Origin of the sequence: Amycolatopsis sp. A133 (assembly GCF_031082405.1) — a bacterium.
Lineage (GTDB): Bacteria > Actinomycetota > Actinomycetes > Mycobacteriales > Pseudonocardiaceae > Amycolatopsis.
This window is the reverse complement of the sequence record NZ_JAVHJU010000004.1, coordinates 297,555-317,880: the sequence shown is the minus strand read 5'-3', so window position 1 is coordinate 317,880 and position 20,326 is coordinate 297,555. Positions and strand designations below refer to the sequence as shown.

General features: G+C 70.5%; 22 protein-coding genes. 12 read left to right on the top strand and 10 right to left on the bottom strand.

The window, feature by feature from the left end; translation table 11 throughout:
- Positions 1-34: 34 nt before the first annotated feature.
- A complete protein-coding gene (locus Q5425_RS05685; protein WP_308671025.1) occupies positions 35-1,003 on the bottom strand; it encodes a quinone oxidoreductase in 969 nt (322 codons plus the stop codon).
- A gap of 91 nt (positions 1,004-1,094) precedes the next feature.
- On the opposite strand from Q5425_RS05685, the gene Q5425_RS05680 reads away from it, so the two are divergent.
- Both Q5425_RS05680 and Q5425_RS05675 read left to right on the top strand, forming a co-directional pair.
- The gene (locus Q5425_RS05680; protein WP_308671024.1) at positions 1,095-1,397 is read left to right on the top strand and encodes a hypothetical protein; all 303 of its coding nucleotides are present in this window, start codon (positions 1,095-1,097) and stop codon (positions 1,395-1,397) included.
- On the top strand, positions 1,394-2,254 hold the full coding sequence (locus tag Q5425_RS05675) for a hypothetical protein (protein WP_308671023.1): 861 nt from the start codon (positions 1,394-1,396) through the stop codon (positions 2,252-2,254). The genes Q5425_RS05680 and Q5425_RS05675 overlap by 4 nt, the downstream gene beginning before the upstream one ends.
- A 2-nt stretch (positions 2,255-2,256) precedes the next feature.
- On the opposite strand, the gene Q5425_RS05670 is transcribed toward Q5425_RS05675, so the two are convergent.
- Positions 2,257-2,433 carry a hypothetical protein gene (locus Q5425_RS05670; protein ID WP_308671022.1) on the bottom strand — a complete coding sequence of 59 codons (177 nt, stop codon included), beginning with the start codon at positions 2,431-2,433 and terminating at the stop codon, positions 2,257-2,259.
- Positions 2,434-2,619: 186 nt separating this feature from the next.
- Between Q5425_RS05670 and Q5425_RS05665 the strand changes: the two genes are divergently transcribed.
- The gene (locus tag Q5425_RS05665) at positions 2,620-3,834 is read left to right on the top strand and encodes a hypothetical protein (protein ID WP_308671021.1); all 1,215 of its coding nucleotides are present in this window, start codon (positions 2,620-2,622) and stop codon (positions 3,832-3,834) included.
- A 442-nt stretch (positions 3,835-4,276) separates the two neighbouring features.
- Here the strand turns inward: Q5425_RS05665 and Q5425_RS05660 are convergent, their stop codons facing one another.
- The 6 genes from Q5425_RS05660 to mptB form a co-directional block, all read right to left on the bottom strand.
- The gene (locus Q5425_RS05660; RefSeq protein ID WP_308671020.1) at positions 4,277-5,194 is read right to left on the bottom strand and encodes a fatty acid desaturase; all 918 of its coding nucleotides are present in this window, start codon (positions 5,192-5,194) and stop codon (positions 4,277-4,279) included.
- Positions 5,195-5,256: 62 nt separating this feature from the next.
- A complete protein-coding gene (locus Q5425_RS05655) occupies positions 5,257-6,222 on the bottom strand; it encodes a COX15/CtaA family protein (protein WP_308671019.1) in 966 nt (321 codons plus the stop codon).
- 84 nt (positions 6,223-6,306) lie between these two features.
- Positions 6,307-6,501 (bottom strand): hypothetical protein, encoded by a 195-nt coding sequence (locus Q5425_RS05650; RefSeq protein ID WP_308671018.1) that lies wholly within the window; start codon positions 6,499-6,501, stop codon positions 6,307-6,309.
- Between the two features lie 93 nt (positions 6,502-6,594).
- Entirely contained in the window at positions 6,595-7,380 is a 786-nt protein-coding gene (locus Q5425_RS05645) for an ABC transporter permease (RefSeq protein ID WP_308671017.1), read from the bottom strand.
- The gene (locus Q5425_RS05640; RefSeq protein WP_308671016.1) at positions 7,377-8,303 is read right to left on the bottom strand and encodes an ABC transporter ATP-binding protein; all 927 of its coding nucleotides are present in this window, start codon (positions 8,301-8,303) and stop codon (positions 7,377-7,379) included. The genes Q5425_RS05645 and Q5425_RS05640 overlap by 4 nt, the downstream gene beginning before the upstream one ends.
- Positions 8,304-8,309: 6 nt before the next feature.
- Positions 8,310-9,941, bottom strand: a complete 1,632-nt coding sequence (gene mptB, locus Q5425_RS05635) for a polyprenol phosphomannose-dependent alpha 1,6 mannosyltransferase MptB (RefSeq protein ID WP_308671425.1) — start codon at positions 9,939-9,941, stop codon at positions 8,310-8,312.
- A 132-nt stretch (positions 9,942-10,073) separates the two neighbouring features.
- Here mptB and Q5425_RS05630 point away from each other — a divergent pair, with 132 nt between their 5' ends.
- Genes Q5425_RS05630 through Q5425_RS05600 form a run of 7 tightly spaced genes read left to right on the top strand, consistent with a single transcriptional unit; the run spans position 10,074 to position 16,549 of the window.
- Entirely contained in the window at positions 10,074-10,892 is an 819-nt protein-coding gene (locus Q5425_RS05630; RefSeq protein WP_396135128.1) for a helix-turn-helix transcriptional regulator, read from the top strand.
- Positions 10,889-12,337 carry a Fe-S cluster assembly protein SufB gene (sufB, locus tag Q5425_RS05625; protein WP_308671015.1) on the top strand — a complete coding sequence of 483 codons (1,449 nt, stop codon included), beginning with the start codon at positions 10,889-10,891 and terminating at the stop codon, positions 12,335-12,337. Before Q5425_RS05630 ends, sufB begins: the two co-directional genes overlap by 4 nt.
- 2 nt (positions 12,338-12,339) lie before the next feature.
- Positions 12,340-13,542, top strand: coding sequence for a Fe-S cluster assembly protein SufD (gene sufD / locus Q5425_RS05620; RefSeq protein ID WP_308671014.1), 1,203 nt, complete (start codon positions 12,340-12,342; stop codon positions 13,540-13,542).
- 32 nt (positions 13,543-13,574) lie between these two features.
- Positions 13,575-14,345: a Fe-S cluster assembly ATPase SufC gene (gene sufC / locus Q5425_RS05615; RefSeq protein ID WP_308671013.1), complete on the top strand. Its 771-nt coding sequence runs from the start codon at positions 13,575-13,577 to the stop codon at positions 14,343-14,345.
- Between the two features lie 37 nt (positions 14,346-14,382).
- Positions 14,383-15,711, top strand: a complete 1,329-nt coding sequence (locus Q5425_RS05610) for a cysteine desulfurase (RefSeq protein WP_308671012.1) — start codon at positions 14,383-14,385, stop codon at positions 15,709-15,711.
- Entirely contained in the window at positions 15,708-16,157 is a 450-nt protein-coding gene (gene sufU, locus Q5425_RS05605; protein ID WP_308671011.1) for a Fe-S cluster assembly sulfur transfer protein SufU, read from the top strand. The genes Q5425_RS05610 and sufU overlap by 4 nt, the downstream gene beginning before the upstream one ends.
- Positions 16,154-16,549 (top strand): metal-sulfur cluster assembly factor, encoded by a 396-nt coding sequence (locus tag Q5425_RS05600; RefSeq protein ID WP_308671010.1) that lies wholly within the window; start codon positions 16,154-16,156, stop codon positions 16,547-16,549. Before sufU ends, Q5425_RS05600 begins: the two co-directional genes overlap by 4 nt.
- Here the strand turns inward: Q5425_RS05600 and Q5425_RS05595 are convergent.
- On the bottom strand, positions 16,539-17,336 hold the full coding sequence (locus Q5425_RS05595) for a DUF4184 family protein (RefSeq protein WP_308671009.1): 798 nt from the start codon (positions 17,334-17,336) through the stop codon (positions 16,539-16,541). The two genes, Q5425_RS05600 and Q5425_RS05595, sit on opposite strands and share 11 nt — an antisense overlap.
- Positions 17,337-17,354: 18 nt before the next feature.
- Between Q5425_RS05595 and Q5425_RS05590 the strand changes: the two genes are divergently transcribed.
- The gene (locus tag Q5425_RS05590; RefSeq protein WP_308671008.1) at positions 17,355-17,687 is read left to right on the top strand and encodes a YnfA family protein; all 333 of its coding nucleotides are present in this window, start codon (positions 17,355-17,357) and stop codon (positions 17,685-17,687) included.
- A 115-nt stretch (positions 17,688-17,802) separates the two neighbouring features.
- On the top strand, positions 17,803-18,123 hold the full coding sequence (locus Q5425_RS05585) for a S26 family signal peptidase (RefSeq protein WP_396135127.1): 321 nt from the start codon (positions 17,803-17,805) through the stop codon (positions 18,121-18,123).
- Positions 18,124-18,228: 105 nt separating this feature from the next.
- Here Q5425_RS05585 and Q5425_RS05580 read toward each other — a convergent pair whose 3' ends face one another.
- On the bottom strand, positions 18,229-20,175 hold the full coding sequence (locus tag Q5425_RS05580) for an AarF/UbiB family protein (protein WP_308671006.1): 1,947 nt from the start codon (positions 20,173-20,175) through the stop codon (positions 18,229-18,231).
- Positions 20,176-20,326: the final 151 nt, after the last annotated feature.

Sequence of the window (20,326 nt, the reverse complement as noted above, 5' to 3'; positions counted from 1 at the left end):
GGTCCGCACTTTCACGTGAAAGTGCGGGTGTCGTTCAGGGGATGAGCAGGAGCTTGCCGGTGGTGCGGCGGGCCTGGAGGTCCTCGTGGGCCTTGCGGGCGTCGGCCAGGGGGTACTTGCCGCCGATGCGGATGTTCAGCTCGCCGGCCGTGATGGCGTCGAAGAGCTCCTTGGCGCGCCAGTCCAGCTCCTCGCGGGTGCGGACGTAGTGGCCCGACGTCGGGCGGGTCAGGTACAGCGAGCCGCCGGCGTTGAGGCGCTGGGGGTCCAGGGGCGGCACCGGGCCGCTGGCGGCGCCGAACAGCGCGAGCAGGCCGCGGACCTTGAGGCTGGCCAGGCTGCCGTCGACGGTGTCCTTGCCGACGCCGTCGTACACGACGTCGACCCCCGCGCCGCCGGTCAGCTCGCGGGTGACCTTCGCGAAGTCGTCGCGGTCGTAGCGGATCACCTCGTCGGCGCCGGCTTCGCGGGCGAGCTTCGCCTTCTCGTCGGTCGACACCGTGCCGATGACGCGCGCGCCGCGCGCCTTCGCCAGCTGCACCAGCAGCAGGCCGACGCCGCCCGCGGCCGCGTGCACCAGCACGTCGTGGCCCGGCTTGACCTCGAACGTCGAGGCGACCAGGTAGTGCGCGGTGATGCCCTGCAGCATGGTCGCGGCGGCGGTCTCGAGGGAGACACTTCCGGGTACCTTCACCGCCACCGACGCCGGGACGAGCTTGCGGGCCGCGTAGCTGCCGAGCGATCCCTGCCAGGCGACGCGGTCGCCGGGCTCGAAGCCCGTGCCGGCGGCCGCCTCGACGACCGTGCCGGCACCCTCGAGGCCGAGCACGAAGGGCAGCTCCATCGGGTAGATGCCCTGGCGCTGGTAGGTGTCGATGTAGTTGACCCCGGCCGCGGCGACGTCGACCAGCAGCTCGCCGTCCTGCGGGGCGCGGACGTCCACTTCGGCCGGTTCGAGCACTTCCGGGCCGCCGGTCTTCGTCACCTGCACTGCGGTGGGCATGGGTCCTCCTCGGGTCGGGTCCTCCCGGTGCAACTATGGCCGAGGCCACGCTGTTCCGCGTTCCGGCGGGACATTGGTTATGGTTCGGTACGTGGCCGAATCATCTGAGACCGTCGTTCCGCCGACCAGCGCGCAGCTGGACGCGGCGCGCAAGTTCGTGAAGGCGCACGGCAAGCCGTCCCGTGCGGTGGTGGAGAACATCGGCCGGGCGGGTGCCCGGGTGGTGCTGGTCGGCGCGGACGGCGCTCTCGGTGACGTCGTGGTGCCTTCGGTGGCGACCGGCGAGGCGCTGGTCGAGGCGGTCGAGGACCTCGAAGCCGCGACGTGGGACGCCGAGACGGTCCAGGCCACGAAGATCGGCGCCGAGCACCGCCGCAAGATGGCGCGCCGGTGAGCCGCACCGCGATCCTGGTCAGCTGCAAGGAACTCCCCGAAGGCGACGGCGACGACGCCGCCGTGGTGCCGGCGCTGGCTTCCCTGGGTTTCTCGGTGTCGTGGGAGCCGTGGGACTCCGGGTTCGACTTCTCGGCGGCGGACGCGGTGATCCTGCGGGCGACGTGGGACTACCCTTCGCGGCGCTCCGAGTTCCTGTCGTGGTGCGAGTCGGTGCCGTCGCTGTTCAACCCGGCGGCTGTGGTGCGCTGGAACACGGACAAGTCGTACCTGGTGGAGCTGCTGGACGCGGGGGTGGCGGTGGTGCCCACTTCGCTGGTCCCGCCCGGCTCGCCGGCCACGTCCCCGTCGTCGGAGTTCGTGGTCAAGCCTTCGGTCGGCGCGGGTTCCCGCGGAGCGGCCCGGTTCGCGGCGGGCGCCGACGCTTCGGCCCACGTGGCCGCCCTGCACGCCGAGGGCCAGACGGCCCTGATCCAGCCGTACCAGTCCAGTGTGGACACCGAGGGCGAGCTGGCCCTGGTGTACCTCGGCGGGACTTTCTCCCACGCGTTCGCCAAGGGTGCCATGCTGGGGTCCACAACGGATTCGTCCGGGCTGTACCTGGCCGAGCAGCTGGCGAAGGCGGACCCGCCCGCGGACGCGGTGGAGCTGGCGGAGGACGTCCTGGATGCGGCGACGGGGTTGCTGGGAATCCTGCGGGCCGAGCTGCTGTACGCGCGGGTGGACCTGGTGCGCGGGGCGGACGGGAAGCCGCTGCTGCTGGAGCTGGAGCTGACGGAGCCGTCGCTGGGCTTCCGCCAGACGGACCCGAGCGCGGCGCTGCGGTTCGCATCGGCGGTGCGCCAGCAGCTGGCGTAGCTTCACCGGGCCACCTGCACGGCCACCAGAACGAGCGCCACGACCGCCCCGATCGCGGTGACGGCCAGGGAGCCGGTCACCAGGTAGAGCCCGCCGATCCCGGCCAGGCCGGCTTTGACCAGCTCGGGCAGCTCTCGCCGGGAGTTGCCGGGGTCAGGGTCTGTGATTTTCTTGGTCACTGTGCTACCCCTTTTATGGTGTACTAGTACGCCTGGGTAGATGATGGCTGACGGAAACCGTTGCCGGGCATGATCTTTTGTGTCCGCTGGGAGTCTTTCGTCGTCGGGCGGGTGCCTCTGCTGGTTGCGCTGTCGTCTGCTCTTGTCGCTGGTTGTCGTGAACCACGATGAGGTGGAGGAGGCGTTGTGACCATCGAGATCGACCGCGAAGTCCCGAGACCGGCGCAGGCGTCGCCGGGGATCGAAGCCGCGTTGCGGTGGTTGGCGATCCGCAAGGAAGGCGAGCCGTTGCGTTTCCTCCGGTACGCGCTCGAAGACCCGGCGAGCGAGTCGGCACTGATGTTGGGCTGTCTTGTCGAACCGGCTGCGACCATGCCGGAATCCACCCCGGAGTCGCGGGCGTTCGCAGTGTGGGGGCTGATCGCCGACGAGATCAGCAAGCTGGGATCGGCAGAGGATTCACGCCGCCGCAACACCTTGATGGCGGCCTTCCGGTTGCCGCCGGCCCCGGACACCGGATGGAAAGCCACGCTCGATGACCGCTTTCGGCAGCTGGTGGGCCTTCGTGGCGTCTTCGGCGATCCCCCGCCCACCACGACCACACCGATGCACAAGGCGTGGCGGCGGGCGGTCGACAAGTTGGCCGAGAACGTGTTGCGGCATTTGGGCCGGCTCCGGTTCGACGGCCAGGAGTGGCCGACCTACGCCGAAATAGGCCGGGCAGTGGCGAGTCCGATACCGCGTGGCCGATCGGTGCACGGGCTGAACGGGTATCGAGCTCCGTCCCGCGGTGCGCAACCGATCTTCATGGAACGCATGCTCGTCCAGGTGGTCATGCACCGGAAAACCGTTTCCCGGCGATCTACCGAGCGTGATGTCATCGCGTGCGAGGACGCGGTCGATGGCTACGACGTTTCGGCGTCGACCGGGTGGACGGCCGATCTGGCCGAAATACCGGTCAGGGCCGTGTGGGCATGCCGGCCCAGGATGCTGCCTGCGGTTCACCCGGGTGACCCGCTGACGGCTCGCCTGCTCTTCAGGAAAAAGCTCCGCTGCGGGGAGCGTTACCACTTCGTCTCCGAAGCGTTCGAGGGAGACCGTGAGCAGAAGCGCGAATGGATCAATGTGGAGGTGGATCACCACGGCATTGCGCCGGCCGCGTTCAATGAAGAGGGCAAACTGGTCGGCGGGCTGATGGTGCAGGTGAATTTCGACCCGGAATGCCTTCCCGAGGCCTGCTGGTGGTATGCGGAGCAGCTTGACGTCGAAAGGCGGAGGCGGCCGCCGGCCGGTGATCCCCATTTGCTCGACGTCGGCGACGGATTTGTGCAGCATGCGTTCAAGTCTTGCTGTCAACCGCGGGAGAACTACGGGATCGCGTTCAGGTGGCCTCAGGGGTGACAGAGGAGAGCAAGTCGCATCGGCTGTATGGCTTGCTCTCCTCCTTCGGGAAGCCGGCGCGGGCGCCAGGTCAGTTGCCGGTGTTGCCGCCTCCTTCGCCGCCGCCGATGGCCTGGCCGATTTGCTGGTGCACGTGACTCCCTCTCGTTGGGTTTCCGGTGAAACCGTTGCGAGAGAAATTACCGCAGTGTACTAGTACACCGCTGAGCGACCAGCCCCATCGGATTACCTGACTCTGCGTCGACCCGTTGCGGAACAGCAGTCGAGGCTTCAGCCGGTTGAGGGGCGGTCACCGAGGTGGGAGTGCGACCGCCGAGGCGGAACCGGGGCGGCGGCCGGGTCTGCTCGAAGTGCTGCAACCCGACCGCGCCCGGTGACTTGCCGGGGTCGTGACAAGGCGCCCGGTGTCTTGCCGGGTGGGCTGTCCGACCCCCGATCGAAGTCAGACGCGCTTCGCGGCCAGCCGCTCAGCCCGGGGCCACCGGACGTCGGTCGCCCAGCCGAGCCGCTCGAACGCCCAGATCACCCGCGCCGAGACGTCCACCTGGCCGCGCAGCACCCCGTGCCGTGCGCACGTCGGGTCGGCGTGGTGGGAGTTGTGCCAGGACTCGCCCATCGACAGCAGGGCCAGGGGCCAGAAGTTCGCCGCGCGGTCGCGGCTGGCGAACGGCCGCTCGCCGATCAGGTGGCACACCGAATTCACCGACCACGTCACGTGGTGCAGGAACGCGATGCGGACCAGGCCCGCCCAGAAGAACGCCGTCACCACGCCCCACCAGGACCACGTCAGCAGGCCGCCCAGGATCGCCGGCAGGGCCAGGCTCAACGTGATCCACAGCCAGAAGTAGCGGTTGACCCAGCGGACGTCCGGGTCCGCCACCAGGTCCGGGGCGAAGCGGTCCGCGTTGGTCACCTCGCGGCCGAACATCCAGCCCATGTGCGCGTGCCAGAAGCCGCGCAGGAGGGCCGAGGGGGAGGTGCCGAACAGCCACGGCGAGTGCGGGTCGCCCTCGCGGTCGGCGAACGCGTGGTGGCGGCGGTGGCTGGCCACCCAGAAGATCACCGAGCCCTGGACCGCCATGCTGCCCGCGATGGCCAGCACCACGCGGAGGGGACGCGACGCCTTGAACGCGCCGTGGGTGAAGTAGCGGTGGAAGCCGACCGTCACCCCGAGCGTCGCGAACACGTAGAACGCCGCCGCGAGGATCAGGTCGATCCAGGTCATGCCCCAGCCCCAGACCAGCGGGACCGCGACGAGGAGCGCCGCGAACGGCACGAGCAGGAAGGTCTTGAGCACGAGCATCTCCCCGGTGCCACGGCGGTGGGAGATCAGCGGCTTGGGCGCGGCGCGCGACGTCATGCGCGAACCCTAACCCACGGGCCGGACGGGCACGCCGACGCCGAGTTAAGCCCGCGTTGCCGTCAGGCGGCCGTGAGTTCGCGCGGCGCCGCCGTCAGCGACGTCACGGGGCCGCGGTCGCGGCTGCCCGTCCACAGCGACGCCGTCGCGATGATGACCGCCATCGCGCCGAGGACGTGGAACGACACCATCGCCTCCGGCACGCCCAGCGCGTACTGCAGCGAGCCGAGACCGCCCTGCGCGACCGCGACCACCCAGACCACCGTGTAGCGCCGCCAGAGGCTCTTCGGGGCGCCGATGCGCAGCAGCTGGAGGCCGAACACCGCGAGCAGCAGCAGGTAGAGCACCAGCAGCCCGCCGTGGACCTGGGCGAGCGCCTCGACCGGGGCGTCGAGGCGGTGCGTGTTGAGGTCGCCGCTGTGCGGGCCGGCGCCGGTCACCGTGGTGCCCGCCGCGAGCACCAGCCACATCACGGCCGCGAGCAGGACCAGGACCGTGCGCCCGGAGGACGGGACCAGCGGCCGGGCGGGTTCGTCGCCTTCGCGGAACGCGCGCAGCAGCAGGACGGCGAGCCAGACGAGCGGGGTGGTCGCGAGGAAGTGGATCGCGACGGTCCACCACTCCAGCTTCGCCAGCACGGTGAGCCCACCGACGACGGCCTGCAGCACCACGCCGCCCGGCATCGTCCAGGCCAGCTTGACCAGGCGCTTGCGGCCCGGGTGGTCGATCTGCACGCGCCACGCCGTCACGACCGCGATCGCAGCGACGACGATGATGACGCCGGTGAGCAGCCGGTTGCCGAACTCGATCCACTGGTTGAGCGCGTCGATCCCGGAGTCGTGCTTCGGCACCAGGCTCCCGGCGACGCACTCGGGCCAGGTCGGGCAGCCGAGCCCGGACCCGGTGACGCGCACGATGGACCCGGTGACGCCGATCAGCGCCTGCGCGAGGACGGCGGCGATCCCGACGGCCCGCTGCACGGAGGCGGAGGGAAACGGCAGACGGGCGACGAGGCTGGTGAACGGCACGGCATCGATGGTAGAGCGCGCGGAAAACGCGCTTTCGGCAGGTCCGGGCGCCCAGAACGGCGAGGCGCGCGCAAGGGACCAAGGTCACTTGGTTTTCTTGGCCTTCTTCTGGAACAGCCCCATCGACTGGGCGACGACGGCACCGAACCCCAGCACGGCCAAGGGAACGGTCCTGATCCAGAACGCTCCCGCGTCCACCTTGATCAGCAGGACGATCAGGCCGATCGCGACCGCCAGCAGGAGCAGCATGATCAGCAGGACGCGGGTTTTCGAAACCATGTGAACAGCCCCCTCGGATCCGGATGTGTCCGGAGGACCTTCCCAGCAGCGGCGGGCGGTTCGTGAGGTCAGTTCTACCCGTCCTGATCGGATTCAGGTGAGTTTCGTCGTGCGCGAAGCCAGCGCGCCCGCGAGAACCGCCCACACCGCCAGGACCAAAACCGGCCCGGGGGCGAACGAGCCGTCCACCAGAGCCGCGCGCATGCCCTCCGCCAGCGCGCCCGAAGGCAGCAGTTCCACCACGCGAGCCATTCCCGCGGGCAGCGAAGACGGCGCCAGCAGGATCCCGCCGGCCAGCAGCAGCACGAACCACACGATGTTCGCCAGGGCCAGCACGGCTTCCGCGCGCAGCGCGCCACCCAGCAGGACGCCCAGAGCGCCGAACGCGAGCGTCCCCAGCACCAGCAGCAACACCGCGGAAGCCAGGCCCGAGAGCGACGGCGACCAGCCCAGGAACGCCGCCACCACGCCGATGATCACCGACTGCAGGACCACGACCACCAGCGCCGCCGAGAGCCGGCCGGCCACCAGGAGCCACCGCGGCAACGCCGTCGCCGAAAGGCGCTTCAGCACGCCGTAGCGCCGGTCGAACCCCAGGGCGATCGCCTGGCCGGTGAACGCCGACGACAGCACCGCCAGCGCCAGGATCCGGGGCGTGATCCAGTCCACTTTGGACGTCGAACCCAGCTGGGCCGCGGGCAGGATGTCCAGCAGCGACAACCCGATCAGCAACGCCAGCGGGATGAGCAGGGTCAGCAGCACCTGCTCGCCGTGGCGCAGCGTCAGGCCGGCCTCGATCCGCGCGTGCGTCCGCAGCATCCGGCCCAGGGATCCCCGTCCGGGCGCCGGGGTGAAGACGCCGGGCTCGAAAACGCTCATGCCCGCAGCTCCCGTCCGGTCAGCTCCAGGAAGACCTCTTCGAGGGTCCGCTTGCCGACCTGCAGTTCCTCCGGCAGCACGCCCTGCTGCGCGCACCACGCCGTGACCGTCGACACGACCTGCGGGTCGACCGAACCCACCACGACGTACGTGCCCGGCGCCGATTCGCGCACCGTGTAGCCCTCCGGCAGCGCCGCGGTCAGCAGCGCCGTGTCGAGCCGCGTGCGGGCCTTGAACCGCAGGCCCGCGTTGCCCGTTTCGTCCATCGTCAGCGACTGGGGCGCGCCGGAGACGACGACCTTGCCGTGGTCCACGATCACCACGGTGTCGGCCAGTGCTTCGGCCTCCTCCATCAGGTGGGTGGTCAGCAGCACCGAAACGCCGTCGGCGCGCAGCGCGCCGAGCAGGTCCCACACCAGCCGCCGGGCCTGCGGGTCCATGCCCGCGGTCGGCTCGTCGAGGAACACCAGCTCCGGCCGCCCGACCAGGGCGCACGCCAGCGAAAGCCGCTGCTGCTGCCCGCCGGAGAGGCGCTTGAACGGCGTCCGCCGCACCGGAGCCAGCCCGAGGACGTCCAGCAGCCAGGCCGGGTCCAGCGGGGTCGCCGCGCAGGACGCCACCAGCCGCAGCATCTCGTCGGCCCGGACACCCGGGTAGGCGCCGCCGCCCTGGGGCATGATCCCGACCCGCGGGCGCAGGTCGGCGGACTCGCGCACCGGGTCGAGGCCGAGCACGCGAACCGAGCCCGCGTCAGCGCGGAGGAAGCCTTCGCAGACCTCGACGGTGGTGGTCTTGCCGGCCCCGTTCGGGCCGAGCAGGGCGAGCAGGCTGCCGCGCTCCATCCGCAGGTCGAGGCCGTCGACCGCGCGGGTGGAGCCGTAGTTTTTGACCAGCCCGCTGATCTCGACGGCAGGGACACTCACATCGCGTCACGATACGGCGTCGGCCCGCGCGGGCACCCGCGGGGACGGCCGGGAGAGCAACACGGGAGCGAGCCGCCGCACGATCAGCATTCCGGCGCCGCAGACGACGATCGCCGCGACGTAGGCGAACGGCAGCACGTACGGGCGGCCGTCGAAGGTGCTGCCGGTGGGCGGGAGCAGGAACGGCAGGGCGGCCGAGAGCACCGCCGCCGCCACCCGGAACCGCGACGTCCCGGCCGCGGCGGCGAGCGGGATCACCGCCCAGAGCACGTACCAGGGCTGCAGGTTGATCTGCAGGATCATCGCCGCGCCCAGGGAGACGCCGAGCCCGATGATCGGCCGGTAGCGCCACTTGAAGCTGTCCCAGAGGAACTTGAAGGTGATCGCGACGGCGACGAGGTAACCGAGCGCGCCGAGGATCGGCACCAGCGCGTTCGTGTGGTTGCCGAGCCCGAGCGCGATGCCGAGGACGCCGGAGAGGTTGGCCAGCTCGGCGGTGGGGGAGATCCAGGAGCGGACCAGGCCGGGGGTGTTGAAGGTCGCCCCGAACCAGCCGAAGCCGAGCCCGGTGCCGAAGCAGACGACGACCAGGACCAGCCCGAACCACAGCGCCATCGGCGCGCCCGCCACGAACAGGTCCTTGAGCCTGCCGTGCCACCGCCGCGCCACCATCACCGCGAAGAACGGCAGCGCGAACACCGCGGGCAGCTTCACCGCGACGCCGAGGGTGATGACCGCGACGCCGAGCGCGATGTACAGCAGCTCCCCGCGCGCGAGGGGCGGTGGCGTGTCGCCCTTCACCCGGATCGGCAGCCGCCGGATGCCGACCTCCAGCCCGGCGAGCATCAGGCCGATGGCCAGCGCGTCGTTGTGGGCGCCGGCGACGAAGTGGAAGATCAGCAGCGGGTTGGCCGCCCCGAGCCACAGCGCCGTCGCGGGCTGGACACCGAAGCGGCGCGCCAGCCGGGGCAGCGCCCAGACGATCAGGACCACGCCGGCCAGCGCGATCGCGCGCTGCATGAGCACGCCCATCGCGATGCTGTTGCCGGAGATCGGCGCGAGCCAGCCGCCGAGGCGCAGCACGACCGGCCCGTACGGCGCCGGCGTCTCGCGCCACATGTTCGACACGCCGGCGGTGAACTTGTCCGCGACGCCGAGGGCCTGCGCCGGGCCCAGGGTGTAGGGGTCCATCCCGCGGTGCACGATCTCGCTTTGGGCGAGGTAGCTGTAGACGTCGCGGGAGAACAGCGGCGGGATGACCAGCAGCGGCAGCACCCACAGCGCGATGGTGCGCGCGAGCTGGCCCTGTGACGCGAGCCGCGCGCGGCTGGGCTGGGCGAACCGGCCCAGCATCAGCCAGCTCAGCACCAGGATGCCCATCCCGGAGATGGCGATGGCCAGCGACACCGTCGGGATGCGGGTGAACAGCCGCAGCACCGGGATCTCCTGCACCGGGTTGATCACCGGGGCGGCCCCGGCGCCGAGGGAGCCGAGCGCGAGGAACAGGGACCCGACCGTGCCGAAGCGCCGGACGACGTTCAGCCCGCGCTGCTCGCCGGCTTCGAGGGGCAGGGGCTCGCGGGGGTGGACGGGCGAAAGCGTCACCGCGGGGACACGCCCGGTCGCGATCCGTGCCACTTGCCCGCCCGGCTGCGCCGGGTGTTCGCCCACTGCCACGCGTGCAGGGTATCGGTCCGCCCCCGAGTGAGTCGGGTCACTGCCGGACACCCCGCCTTTGCCGATCACCCGGAAATAAGACACACTTGTGTTGTGAAAAAGACGGAGGCGGGCGACCAGGTGGGCGGCGATCTGCCGCGTGCCGCGCACCCGCCCGTTCCGTCGCAGGTCAGCGCCGAGGGCAAGACCCGGCACGAGGTCGCCCGGCTGCTGCTGGAACAGGGTCCCATGACCGCCGTCGTGGTCGCCGAGCAGCTCGGCATCAGCCCCACCGCCGTCCGCCGCCACCTCGACGCACTTCTCGTGGATGGCGAAGCCGAGACGCGGGACGCGCCGCGTCGCGGGCCCCGCGGGCGGGGCCGTCCGGCGAAGCTGTTCCTGCTGACCGAGGCCGGGCGCGCCCGCTTCGGGCACGCCTACGACGACTTGGCCGTCTCCGCCATCCGCTTCCTCGCCGAACACGCCGGCGAAGACGCCGTACGCGCCTTCGCCGAGCGCCGCATCGAGAAGCTGGTCGGGCCGCACCGCCCGGCGATCACCGGTCCGAGTGATCCCGCAATGCGCGCGGAGGCCCTCGCGACCGCGCTGAGCAGGGAAGGCTACGCTGCGTCGACCCGTCAGGTCGGCGCGCCGGCTCCTGGTCAGAACGTCGGCGCACAGCTCTGTCAGCACCACTGTCCGGTCGCCCACGTGGCCGCGGAGTTCCCGCAGCTGTGCGAGGCCGAGACGGAGGCGTTCGCGCGGCTGCTGGGCACCCACGTCCAGCGGCTGGCGACCATCGCACGCGGTGATTCCGCGTGCACCACCCACGTACCCGTTCCGACGGGTCACCCGGCCCATCCCGAGCCGGGAAGAACGGTGTCCCCCGAGGGGCGCACAGCACGGATCCCGAATGGAGGGAAACCCGCATGACTGCCGCTGCCGAGCAGCGCACTCCCACCACCGCGCCCTTGAGCCAGGAAGAGACCATCGAGTCCCTGGGCAAGTACGCGTTCGGCTGGGCCGACTCCGACGAGGCGGGCGCCAGCGCCCGTCGCGGGCTTAACGAAGATGTCGTCACCGACATCTCCGGGAAGAAGTCCGAGCCGGAGTGGATGCGCGAAGCGCGACTGAAGGCGCTCAAGCTCTTCGAGAAGAAGCCCATGCCCAACTGGGGGGCCGACCTCTCCGGGATCGACTTCGACAACATCAAGTACTTCGTCCGCTCCAGCGAGAAGCAGGCTGCGAGCTGGGAAGACCTTCCCGAGGACATCAAGAACACGTACGACAGGCTGGGCATCCCCGAGGCGGAGAAGCAGCGCCTCGTCGCCGGTGTCGCGGCGCAGTACGAGTCCGAGGTCGTCTACCACTCGATCCGCGAGGACCTCGAGTCCCAAGGCGTGCTGTTCCTGGACACCGACACCGCGCTCAAGACGCACCCGGAGCTGTTCCAGGAGTACTTCGGCTCGGTCATCCCGGCCGGGGACAACAAGTTCTCCGCGCTGAACACCGCGGTGTGGTCCGGCGGCTCGTTCATCTACGTGCCCAAGGGCGTCAAGGTGGACATCCCGCTGCAGGCCTACTTCCGGATCAACACCGAGAACATGGGCCAGTTCGAGCGCACCCTGATCATCGTCGACGAAGACGCCTACGTGCACTACGTCGAGGGCTGCACGGCGCCGATCTACCAGTCCGACTCGCTGCACTCGGCGGTCGTGGAGATCATCGTCAAGAAGGGCGCCCGCTGCCGCTACACGACCATCCAGAACTGGTCGAACAACGTCTACAACCTGGTCACCAAGCGCGCCAAGTGCGAAGAGGGCGCGACCATGGAATGGATCGACGGCAACATCGGTTCCAAGGTGACGATGAAGTACCCGTCGGTGTTCCTCATGGGCGAGCACGCCAAGGGCGAGGTCCTGTCGGTCGCGTTCGCGGGCGAGGGCCAGCACCAGGACGCGGGCGCCAAGATGGAGCACCTCGCGCCGCACACGTCCTCGACCATCGTGTCGAAGTCGGTGGCGCGCGGCGGCGGCCGCACCTCCTACCGCGGCCTGGTCCGCGTGGCGAAGCGTGCGCACCACTCGCGCTCCAGCGTCGTCTGTGACGCGCTGCTGGTGGACACCATCTCGCGGTCGGACACGTACCCGTACGTGGACATCCGCAACGACGAAGTGTCCATGGGCCACGAGGCCACCGTGTCGAAGGTCAGCGAAGAGCAGCTGTTCTACCTGATGTCGCGCGGTCTCGACGAGGCCGAAGCCATGGCGATGATCGTGCGCGGGTTCGTCGAGCCCATCGCGCGCGAGCTGCCGATGGAGTACGCGCTCGAGCTGAACCGCCTGATCGAGCTCCAGATGGAAGGGTCCGTCGGCTAGTCATGTCGGTTACCGAGAACAACGTTTCCGAGGCTCTTCGCGAGGGTGCCTCGCCCGCCGGCGATGGAGGCACTAGCACTGTCATTCCGGCGGCCTCCCGCGCGGAGCGCTTCACCTCCTACGACGTCGAGGCCTTCGAGGTCCCGAGCGGCCGTGAGGAGAACTGGCGCTTCACGCCGATGAAGCGGCTGCGCGGCCTGCACGACGGCAGCGCGGTCGCCACCGGCGAGATCACCCTCGACGCCGACGCCGCGCCCGAGCTGGGCATCGTGACCGTCGGCCGCGACGACCCGCGGCTGGGCCAGGCCGGCGTCCCCAGCGACCGGATCGCCGCGCAGGCGTATTCGTCGTTCACCAAGGCCACCATCGTGACGGTGCCCAAGGAGACGAAGGCGTCCAAGCCGTCGGTGCTGCGCATCCACGGCCCGGGCGAAGGCCAGGTCGCCTACGGGCACCTGCAGGTCCGCGCCGAGCCGTTCGCCGAAGCGCTCATCGTGCTCGACCACGTCGGCTCCGGCACCTACGCCGACAACGTCGAGTTCGTCATCGGCGACGGCGCGAAGATCACCGTGGTCAGCGTCCAGGACTGGGCCGACGACGCGGTGCACGTCTCCGAGCAGCACCTGAAGCTCGGCCGCGACGCCGCGCTCAAGCACACGGTCATCACCCTGGGCGGCGACCTGGTCCGTGTTTCGCCGACCGCGACCTTCGCCGACAAGGGCGGCGACGTCGAGATGCTCGGCGTCTACTTCGCCGACGGCGGCCAGCACCAGGAGCACCGCCTCTTCGTCGACCACGCGGTGCCGAACTGCCGGTCCCGCGTCGGCTACAAGGGCGCGCTGCAGGGCGAAGGCGCGCACACCGTGTGGATCGGCGACGTGCTGATCCGCGCCGCGGCCGAAGCCACCGACACCTACGAGTTCAACCGCAACCTGGTGCTCACGCCGGGCGCCCGCGCGGACTCCGTGCCGAACCTCGAGATCGAGACCGGCGAGATCGAAGGCGCCGGCCACGCGAGCGCGACGGGAAGGTTCGACGACGAGCAGTTGTTCTACCTCCAGTCGCGCGGGATCGCCGAAGAAGCCGCCCGCCGGCTGGTCGTGCGCGGGTTCTTCCACGAGATCCTGGTGAAGATCGACGTTCCCGAGGTGCGCGAGCGCCTCGAAGCCGCGATCGAGGCCGAGCTCGAAGCCGTCGGCGCCTGACGCCGCCCACCGCAGACTTTAGGAAACGAAGAATGGCTACCCTGGAAATCAAGGACCTGCACGCCTCGGTCGACACCGACGAGGGCGCCAAGGAGATCCTCAAGGGCGTGAACCTGACGATCAAGTCGGGCGAGACCCACGCCATCATGGGCCCCAACGGCTCGGGCAAGTCCACGCTGTCCTACGCGATCGCCGGCCACCCGAAGTACCAGGTGACCTCCGGCGAGGTGCTGCTCGACGGCGAGAACGTCCTCGGGATGAGCGTTGACGAGCGCGCCCGCGCCGGCCTGTTCCTGGCCATGCAGTACCCCGTCGAGGTGCCGGGCGTGTCCATGTCCAACTTCCTCCGCACCGCGGCCACCGCGGTCCGTGGCGAGGCCCCCAAGCTGCGCCACTGGGTCAAGGAGGTCAAGGAGGAGATGGGCAAGCTCGAGATCTCGCAGGAGTTCGCCGAGCGCTCGGTCAACGAGGGCTTCTCCGGCGGCGAGAAGAAGCGCCACGAGATCCTGCAGCTGGCGCTGCTCAAGCCGAAGTTCGCCATCCTCGACGAGACCGACTCCGGCCTCGACGTCGACGCCCTGCGCGTCGTCTCCGAGGGTGTGAACGCGTACAAGGCTTCGAGCGAGGTCGGCGTCATGCTGATCACGCACTACACCCGGATCCTGCGGCACATCACGCCGGACTTCGTGCACGTCTTCGCCGGGGGCAAGATCGTCGAGTCGGGCGGCAAGGAGCTGGCCGACGAGCTGGAAGAGCACGGGTACGTCAAGTACACCGGCAAGACCGAGCCCGCCGCGGTCTGACACGTTCTATTACACCGAGAAGAGAGGAGTCGGCCCGATGACCACCACCTCGGCCAGCAGTGCTGATGCCGCCTCAGCTGAGAAGCGCGCTTCGGCGGTTGTGCCACTCGACGTGGCGGCCCTGAGGGCCGACTTCCCCATCCTGTCGCGCACCGTCCGCGACGGGAAACCCTTGGTGTACCTGGACTCCGGGGCGACGTCGCAACGTCCGACCGCGGTGTTCGAGGCCGAACGCGACTACGTCTTCACCTCGAACGCCGCCGTCCACCGCGGCGCGCACCAGCTGTCCGAAGAGGCGACGGACGCTTACGAGTCCGCCCGGGCGAAGATCGCCGAGTTCGTCGGCGCCGACCCCGAGGAACTGGTGTTCACCAAGAACGCCACCGAGGGCATCAACCTCGTTGCGTACTCGATGAGCAACGCCGCCACGGCCGGTCCGGAAGCCGCGCGCTTCGTCGTCGGGCCCGGTGACGAGATCGTCATCACCGAGATGGAGCACCACGCGAACCTCGTGCCGTGGCAGCAGCTGTGCCAGCGCACCGGCGCGACGCTGAAGTGGTTCAAGGTGACCCCCGAGGGCCGCCTTGATCTGTCCGATGTGGACGAGCTGATCACCGAGCGCACCAAGGTCGTCGCGTTCGCGCACCAGTCGAACGTCCTCGGCACGGTCAACCCGGTGAAGCTGCTGGTCGAGAAGGCCAAGGCCGTCGGCGCGCTCACCGTGCTCGACGCCTGCCAGTCCGTGCCGCACTTCCCGGTGAGCTTTCATGCGCTGGGCGTCGACTTCGCGGTCTTCTCCGGGCACAAGATGCTCGGCCCGTCCGGCATCGGCGTCCTTTACGGGCGCACCGAGCTCCTCGAAGCGATGCCGCCGTTCCTGACCGGTGGGTCGATGATCGAGATGGTCCGCATGGAGGGCTCGACCTTCGCGCCGCCGCCGCAGCGGTTCGAGGCCGGCGTGCCGATGACGTCGCAGGCCATCGGCCTCGGCGCGGCCGTCGACTACCTCTCGGCCATCGGCATGGACCGGATCGCGGCGCACGAGCACGAGCTCGCCGCGGCGGCCCTCGAGGGCATCGGCTCGATCCCGGGTGTCCGGATCATCGGGCCGACCGACCTGACCGACCGCGGCGCGACCGTGTCGTTCGTGATCGACGGCGTGCACCCGCACGACGCCGGCCAGGTCCTCGACAGCCTCGGCATCGCCGTCCGCGTCGGCCACCACTGCGCGTGGCCGCTGCACCGGGCCTGCAACGCCCAGGCGACCGTGCGCGCGTCGTTCTACCTGTACAACGACCTGTCCGAAGTGGACGCCCTGGTGGCGGGCGTCCGCGAGGCGCAGAAGTTCTTCGGGGTGGCGCAGTGAACCTCGAGAGCATGTACCAGGAGATCATCCTGGACCACTACAAGCACCCGCACGGGCGCGGGCTGCGCGACCCGTACGACGCCGAGTCGTTCCAGGTCAACCCGACCTGCGGCGACGAGGTGACGCTGCGGGTGAAGCTCGACGACGGGAAGGTCGCCGACGTCTCCTACGACGGCCAGGGCTGCTCGATCAGCCAGGCATCGACGTCGGTCTTGACGGATCTCGTCGTCGGCCACACGCTTGAGGAGGCGTTCACCACCATGGACGCCTTCGTGGAACTGATGCAGGGCAAGGGAAAGGTCGAGCCGGACGAGGACGTGCTGGAGGACGGGATCGCCTTCGCGGGCGTTGCCAAGTACCCCGCCCGCGTGAAGTGCGCCCTCCTCGGCTGGATGGCTTTCAAGGACGCCGTCGCCCGGACGACCAGTGGAGCTGAAAAGGCATGACCGAAGACACCGCCACTCGTGAGGGGCGCACCGCCGCCGACCTCGAGGCCGAGGCCACCGCGAAGCAGGACATCGACCTCGCCAAGCTCGAGGACGTCGAGGAAGCCATGCGCGACGTCGTCGACCCCGAGCTCGGCATCAACGTCGTCGACCTCGGGCTGGTCTACGACATCCGCGTCGAACCGGACAACACCGCCACGATCGACATGACGCTCACCTCGGCGGCGTGCCCGCTGACCGACGTCATCGAAGACCAGACGTCGGCGGCGCTGACCAGCGGCGGCCTGGTCAAGGACTTCCGGATCAACTGGGTCTGGATGCCGCCGTGGGGCCCGGAGAAGATCACCGAGGACGGCCGCGAGCAGCTGCGCGCCCTCGGCTTCACCGTCTGACTTCTTCTTCGTCGAGAAGGCCGCTCTCCGGAGCGGCCTTCTTTGCGTATAACGACCTATACCGCGCGTGCCAGGCCAGCGCGAAGAGCCCGAGCGCGACGGCGAACCCGCTGCAGGCGCCGGTGGCCAGCAGGTAGGTGGCGTTGCCGGCCACGCCCGCCCGGGTCATCGGGTCGTGGTGGGCCAGGAACGGCACCACGGACACCAGCACCCCGGTGAGCGCGCCGCCCGCCAGGAACACCGCGACGGCTTTCCGGTGCCGGGTGCCCGGCGGTGCCGGCGTGACCGGGGCGGTGCGGTACCAGCGCCGCAGCCACCAGGCGAGCACGGCGGCCCCGGCGAGGGTGCTGACCAGCTGGATCAGCCGTCCGACGTCGACGCCGGTGACGAGCGGGATCCGCAGGAACGCCGGCCCGCCGTTTTTGTGGGTGAAGGCGTCCCAGCCGACGTGCGTGGCGGCGCCGAGCACGAGCGACAGGGCGATCCACCCCGGCCGCTTCCAGCCGAAGGGGTGACGGGGGAGCCGTTCGGCCAGTGACCGGGGCGCCAGCGCCAGGAGCGGCCGCTTGAGCAGCAGGTGGAACACGGTGAGCAGGGCCAGCGCGAGGAGGGGGTCCAGCCAGAGGACCGCCGTGAACTCGTGGGTCCGGGAGAGGCCGAACCCGTCCGGCGCGGGCAGGAACCAGAAGAGATCCGGCGCGACGGACCCGGCGACGAGCGCCGAGGGCACCAGGGGGTGTCTCGCCAGCGGGAGCACCGCGGCCGGGTGACAGAGCGTGAACGGCACGGGGACTAGTATCCCGGGGTGGTCCTGCGGTCGATCCTCCTGTTCCTGGCCGCGGCGGTGTGCGAAATCGGCGGCGCCTGGCTGATCTGGCAGGGGATCCGTGAACACCGCGGTCTGCTGTGGATCGGCGGCGGAGTGGTGGCGCTGGGCGTGTACGGCTTCGTGGCGACCCTCCAGCCGGACGCCCACTTCGGCCGCATCCTCGCCGCGTACGGCGGGGTGTTCGTGGCCGGGTCGCTGGCCTGGGGCGTGGTCGCGGATGGTTACCGGCCTGATCGCTACGACGTGATGGGCGCGCTGCTGTGCCTGGCCGGGGTTGCGGTGATCATGTACGCGCCGCGCACGGGGTAACGTCGCAGGTAGCGGCGCGATGGATCTTCGTGACCGAAATGTCTTTCCCGCCGGTGCCTACGGCCTCGGCCGGATGTTCCTGGGGTACCAGCCCTACGTGCAGTTGAGCGGGAACATGAGTCCCACATTGCAGCGGGACGATCGGCTCGTGGTGCGCCGGGCGGACGGCGGCGAGGTGCACCGCGGGGACCTGGTGCTCATCGAGGGCCGTGCGTACGCCACCGACGGGTTTCCCGGTGTCAGTGTGGTCCGGGTGGTCGGCGTGGCCGGGGACACCGTCGCCTGCTGCACCGGCGAGCACCTCTCGGTCAACGGCATATCCATCACCGAGCCCTACGTCACCCCCGGCTACGAGGGCCTCTTCGAGTTCTCGGCCAAGGTGCCCGAAGCACGATCTTCGTCGAAGGCGACAACCGCGGCTCGTTGTCCGCGGTGACCGCGTTCACGGACGCAGGCCTGCCGGGGGCGCCGTTCACCGACTCGACCCTGCCCAGTCTGCGCTGGTGGTTCGTCGGTGGGTTCGTCCTGTTCGTCGCCGGCTTCATCGGGCTGATCGTGACGCTCGTCCGGAACGCCGGAAAACGACAAAAAGCAGCCGCAGCCCCACCAGGGCGCTGATCACCAGCAGGTTGTAGCCGAACACCTGGTGCAGCGTCAGGTCCGGCAGGATCCGCGGGCCGCCGGTGCCGGTCAGCAGGAACACCGCCATCAGCCCGGTCGCCGCGCCGACGAAGGCCAGCAGGGCTTCGTGGACCAGGCCGGTCACGACGTCGCGGTCGCGTTCGTCGGAGAACAGCCGGACGTTCACCGACAGCCTGCCCTCCTCCAGCGCCGCGCCGATCCGGTCGATGCGGCGGGGGATGCGGCGCAGCACCGGCAGCAACGCCGTCAGCTCGCCGAGCGCCGTGTGGCCCAGCGGGCCCGGCCGCAGCCCGGCGCCGGCCTGCTCGACGGCGAACGCGCGCGACTCGGCGACGACGTCGAAGCCGGGCGCCAGCGCGGCCAGGGTGCCCTCGACCGTGGCCAGGGCGCGGAAGACCGCGGCCACCGGCGGGGGCACGCTGAGCCGGAAGTCCGCGACCACGCGGAACAGGCCGGTGAACAGGTCGAGGTCCGGGGTGCGGCCGGGGCCGAAGTGCCGGGCGACCAGGGCGCCGAGCGCGCGTTCGAGGCGCTGCTCGTCGATCTCGCCGGTGCGGTCGACGATTTCCAGCAGCCCGTCGCGCAGGCCCGCCGGGTCACCGCGGTCCAAGGCGACCAGCAGGTTCTGCAGGCCGCCCTGCAGCCCGGCGTCGAGGCGGCCGACCGAGCCGAAGTCCAGCAGGCCCAGGCGGCCGTCGGTCAGCAGCATGAGGTTGCCCGGGTGGGGATCGGCGTGGAAGACGCCGCCGATCATGACCTGGTCGAGCAGGCAACGCAGGAGCGACCGCGCCAGCCGGCTGCGCTCGGCCGGCGGCAGGGCGTCCTTCGCCGCGGCGAGGGGCTTGCCGTCGAGGCGGGACATGACCAGCACCCGATCGGTGGAAAGTCCTTTGTGGACTTTCGGGAGGGCCACGTCCGGCGGGCCCGCGGCGGTGACGGCGGCGATGTTGCGGGCTTCGACGGTGAAGTCGAGTTCCTCGGCCAAGGCCTGGGCGAAGCCGTCGGCCAGCTCGGCGACGCCGAGCGACCGCGCCCAGTCCGCGCGGTCCTCCAGTGCCGCGGCGACGCGCCGCAGGATGGCGACGTCGCGCTCGGCCTGCTCCCGCACGCCCGGCCGCTGGACCTTGACCACGACGTCTTCGCCGCTGCGCAGCTTGGCGCGGTAGACCTGCGCGACCGACGCGGCGGCCAGGGGTTCGGGGTCGAACTCGGCGAAGACGTCGTCGGGGGAGCCGCCGAGCTCGGCGGCCAGCAGGGCCCACACGGCTTCGGCGCGGGCGGGCGTGACCTGGTCCTGGAGCCGGCTCAGCTCGTCGACGAACACCGGGGGCAGCAGGTCCGCGCGGGTGGAGAGGAGCTGGCCGAGCTTCACGAACGTCACGCCGCCCTCCTCGAGGGCCCGGCGCAGGGACCGCGCGAGCTTGGCGGGCCGGCCCGGCGCGAGGCCGGGTTCGCGCCGTCCGGCCAGGTAACGGCCGAGACCGTGCTTGACCGCGATCCGGCTGATCTGCGCGTACCGGCGGGTGCGGGACAGGCGCCCGCGCAGCCGGCCGAGCCCGACGCCGTGGGGCAGCGCGATCTCGGCGACGAGCAGGAAGATCAGCGTGGCGAGGAAGGCGCTGCCCGCCAACGGGATCAGCAGGCCGAGGGCCGCGCCGCCGTTGTGCAGCAGCGAAACGGGGAACGCCCGCCCGATCCCGCCCGCGACGAGCCAGCCGAACGCCGCGGCGCACAGGGCGCGGACGACGCCGATCCGGACGCCGAGCACGCGCCGCGACGCGGCCACGAGCGGCCACAGCACCAGCACGTACAGGGGGAGGGTCAGCAGGCCCAGCAAGATGTCCATCGGTTCCCTTTCGCCGGCGCCGAGCAGACCACGGCGGCCGGTGCCGGCGGCTCACGCGGCGGCGGGAGGCGGCTCCCTCCCGCGAGGGAACGACTTTCGGCCGTTGGCCGCGGTGGTGGTGACCTTCTAACCTGATCGCGCGAACCACGGT

Excerpts from the sequence above, each read along its gene's own strand:
- Q5425_RS05685 (WP_308671025.1), bottom strand. The coding sequence starts at position 1,003 with ATGCCCACCGCAGTGCAGGTGACGAAGACCGGCGGCCCGGAAGTGCTC.
- Q5425_RS05660 (WP_308671020.1), bottom strand. The coding sequence starts at position 5,194 with ATGACGTCGCGCGCCGCGCCCAAGCCGCTGATCTCCCACCGCCGTGGC.
- Q5425_RS05650 (WP_308671018.1), bottom strand. The coding sequence starts at position 6,501 with ATGGTTTCGAAAACCCGCGTCCTGCTGATCATGCTGCTCCTGCTGGCG.
- Q5425_RS05645 (WP_308671017.1), bottom strand. The coding sequence starts at position 7,380 with ATGAGCGTTTTCGAGCCCGGCGTCTTCACCCCGGCGCCCGGACGGGGA.
- sufB (WP_308671015.1), top strand. The coding sequence starts at position 10,889 with ATGACTGCCGCTGCCGAGCAGCGCACTCCCACCACCGCGCCCTTGAGC.
- sufD (WP_308671014.1), top strand. The coding sequence starts at position 12,340 with ATGTCGGTTACCGAGAACAACGTTTCCGAGGCTCTTCGCGAGGGTGCC.
- sufC (WP_308671013.1), top strand. The coding sequence starts at position 13,575 with ATGGCTACCCTGGAAATCAAGGACCTGCACGCCTCGGTCGACACCGAC.
- Q5425_RS05610 (WP_308671012.1), top strand. The coding sequence starts at position 14,383 with ATGACCACCACCTCGGCCAGCAGTGCTGATGCCGCCTCAGCTGAGAAG.
- Q5425_RS05600 (WP_308671010.1), top strand. The coding sequence starts at position 16,154 with ATGACCGAAGACACCGCCACTCGTGAGGGGCGCACCGCCGCCGACCTC.
- Q5425_RS05585 (WP_396135127.1), top strand. The coding sequence starts at position 17,803 with ATGAGTCCCACATTGCAGCGGGACGATCGGCTCGTGGTGCGCCGGGCG.
- Q5425_RS05580 (WP_308671006.1), bottom strand. The coding sequence starts at position 20,175 with ATGGACATCTTGCTGGGCCTGCTGACCCTCCCCCTGTACGTGCTGGTG.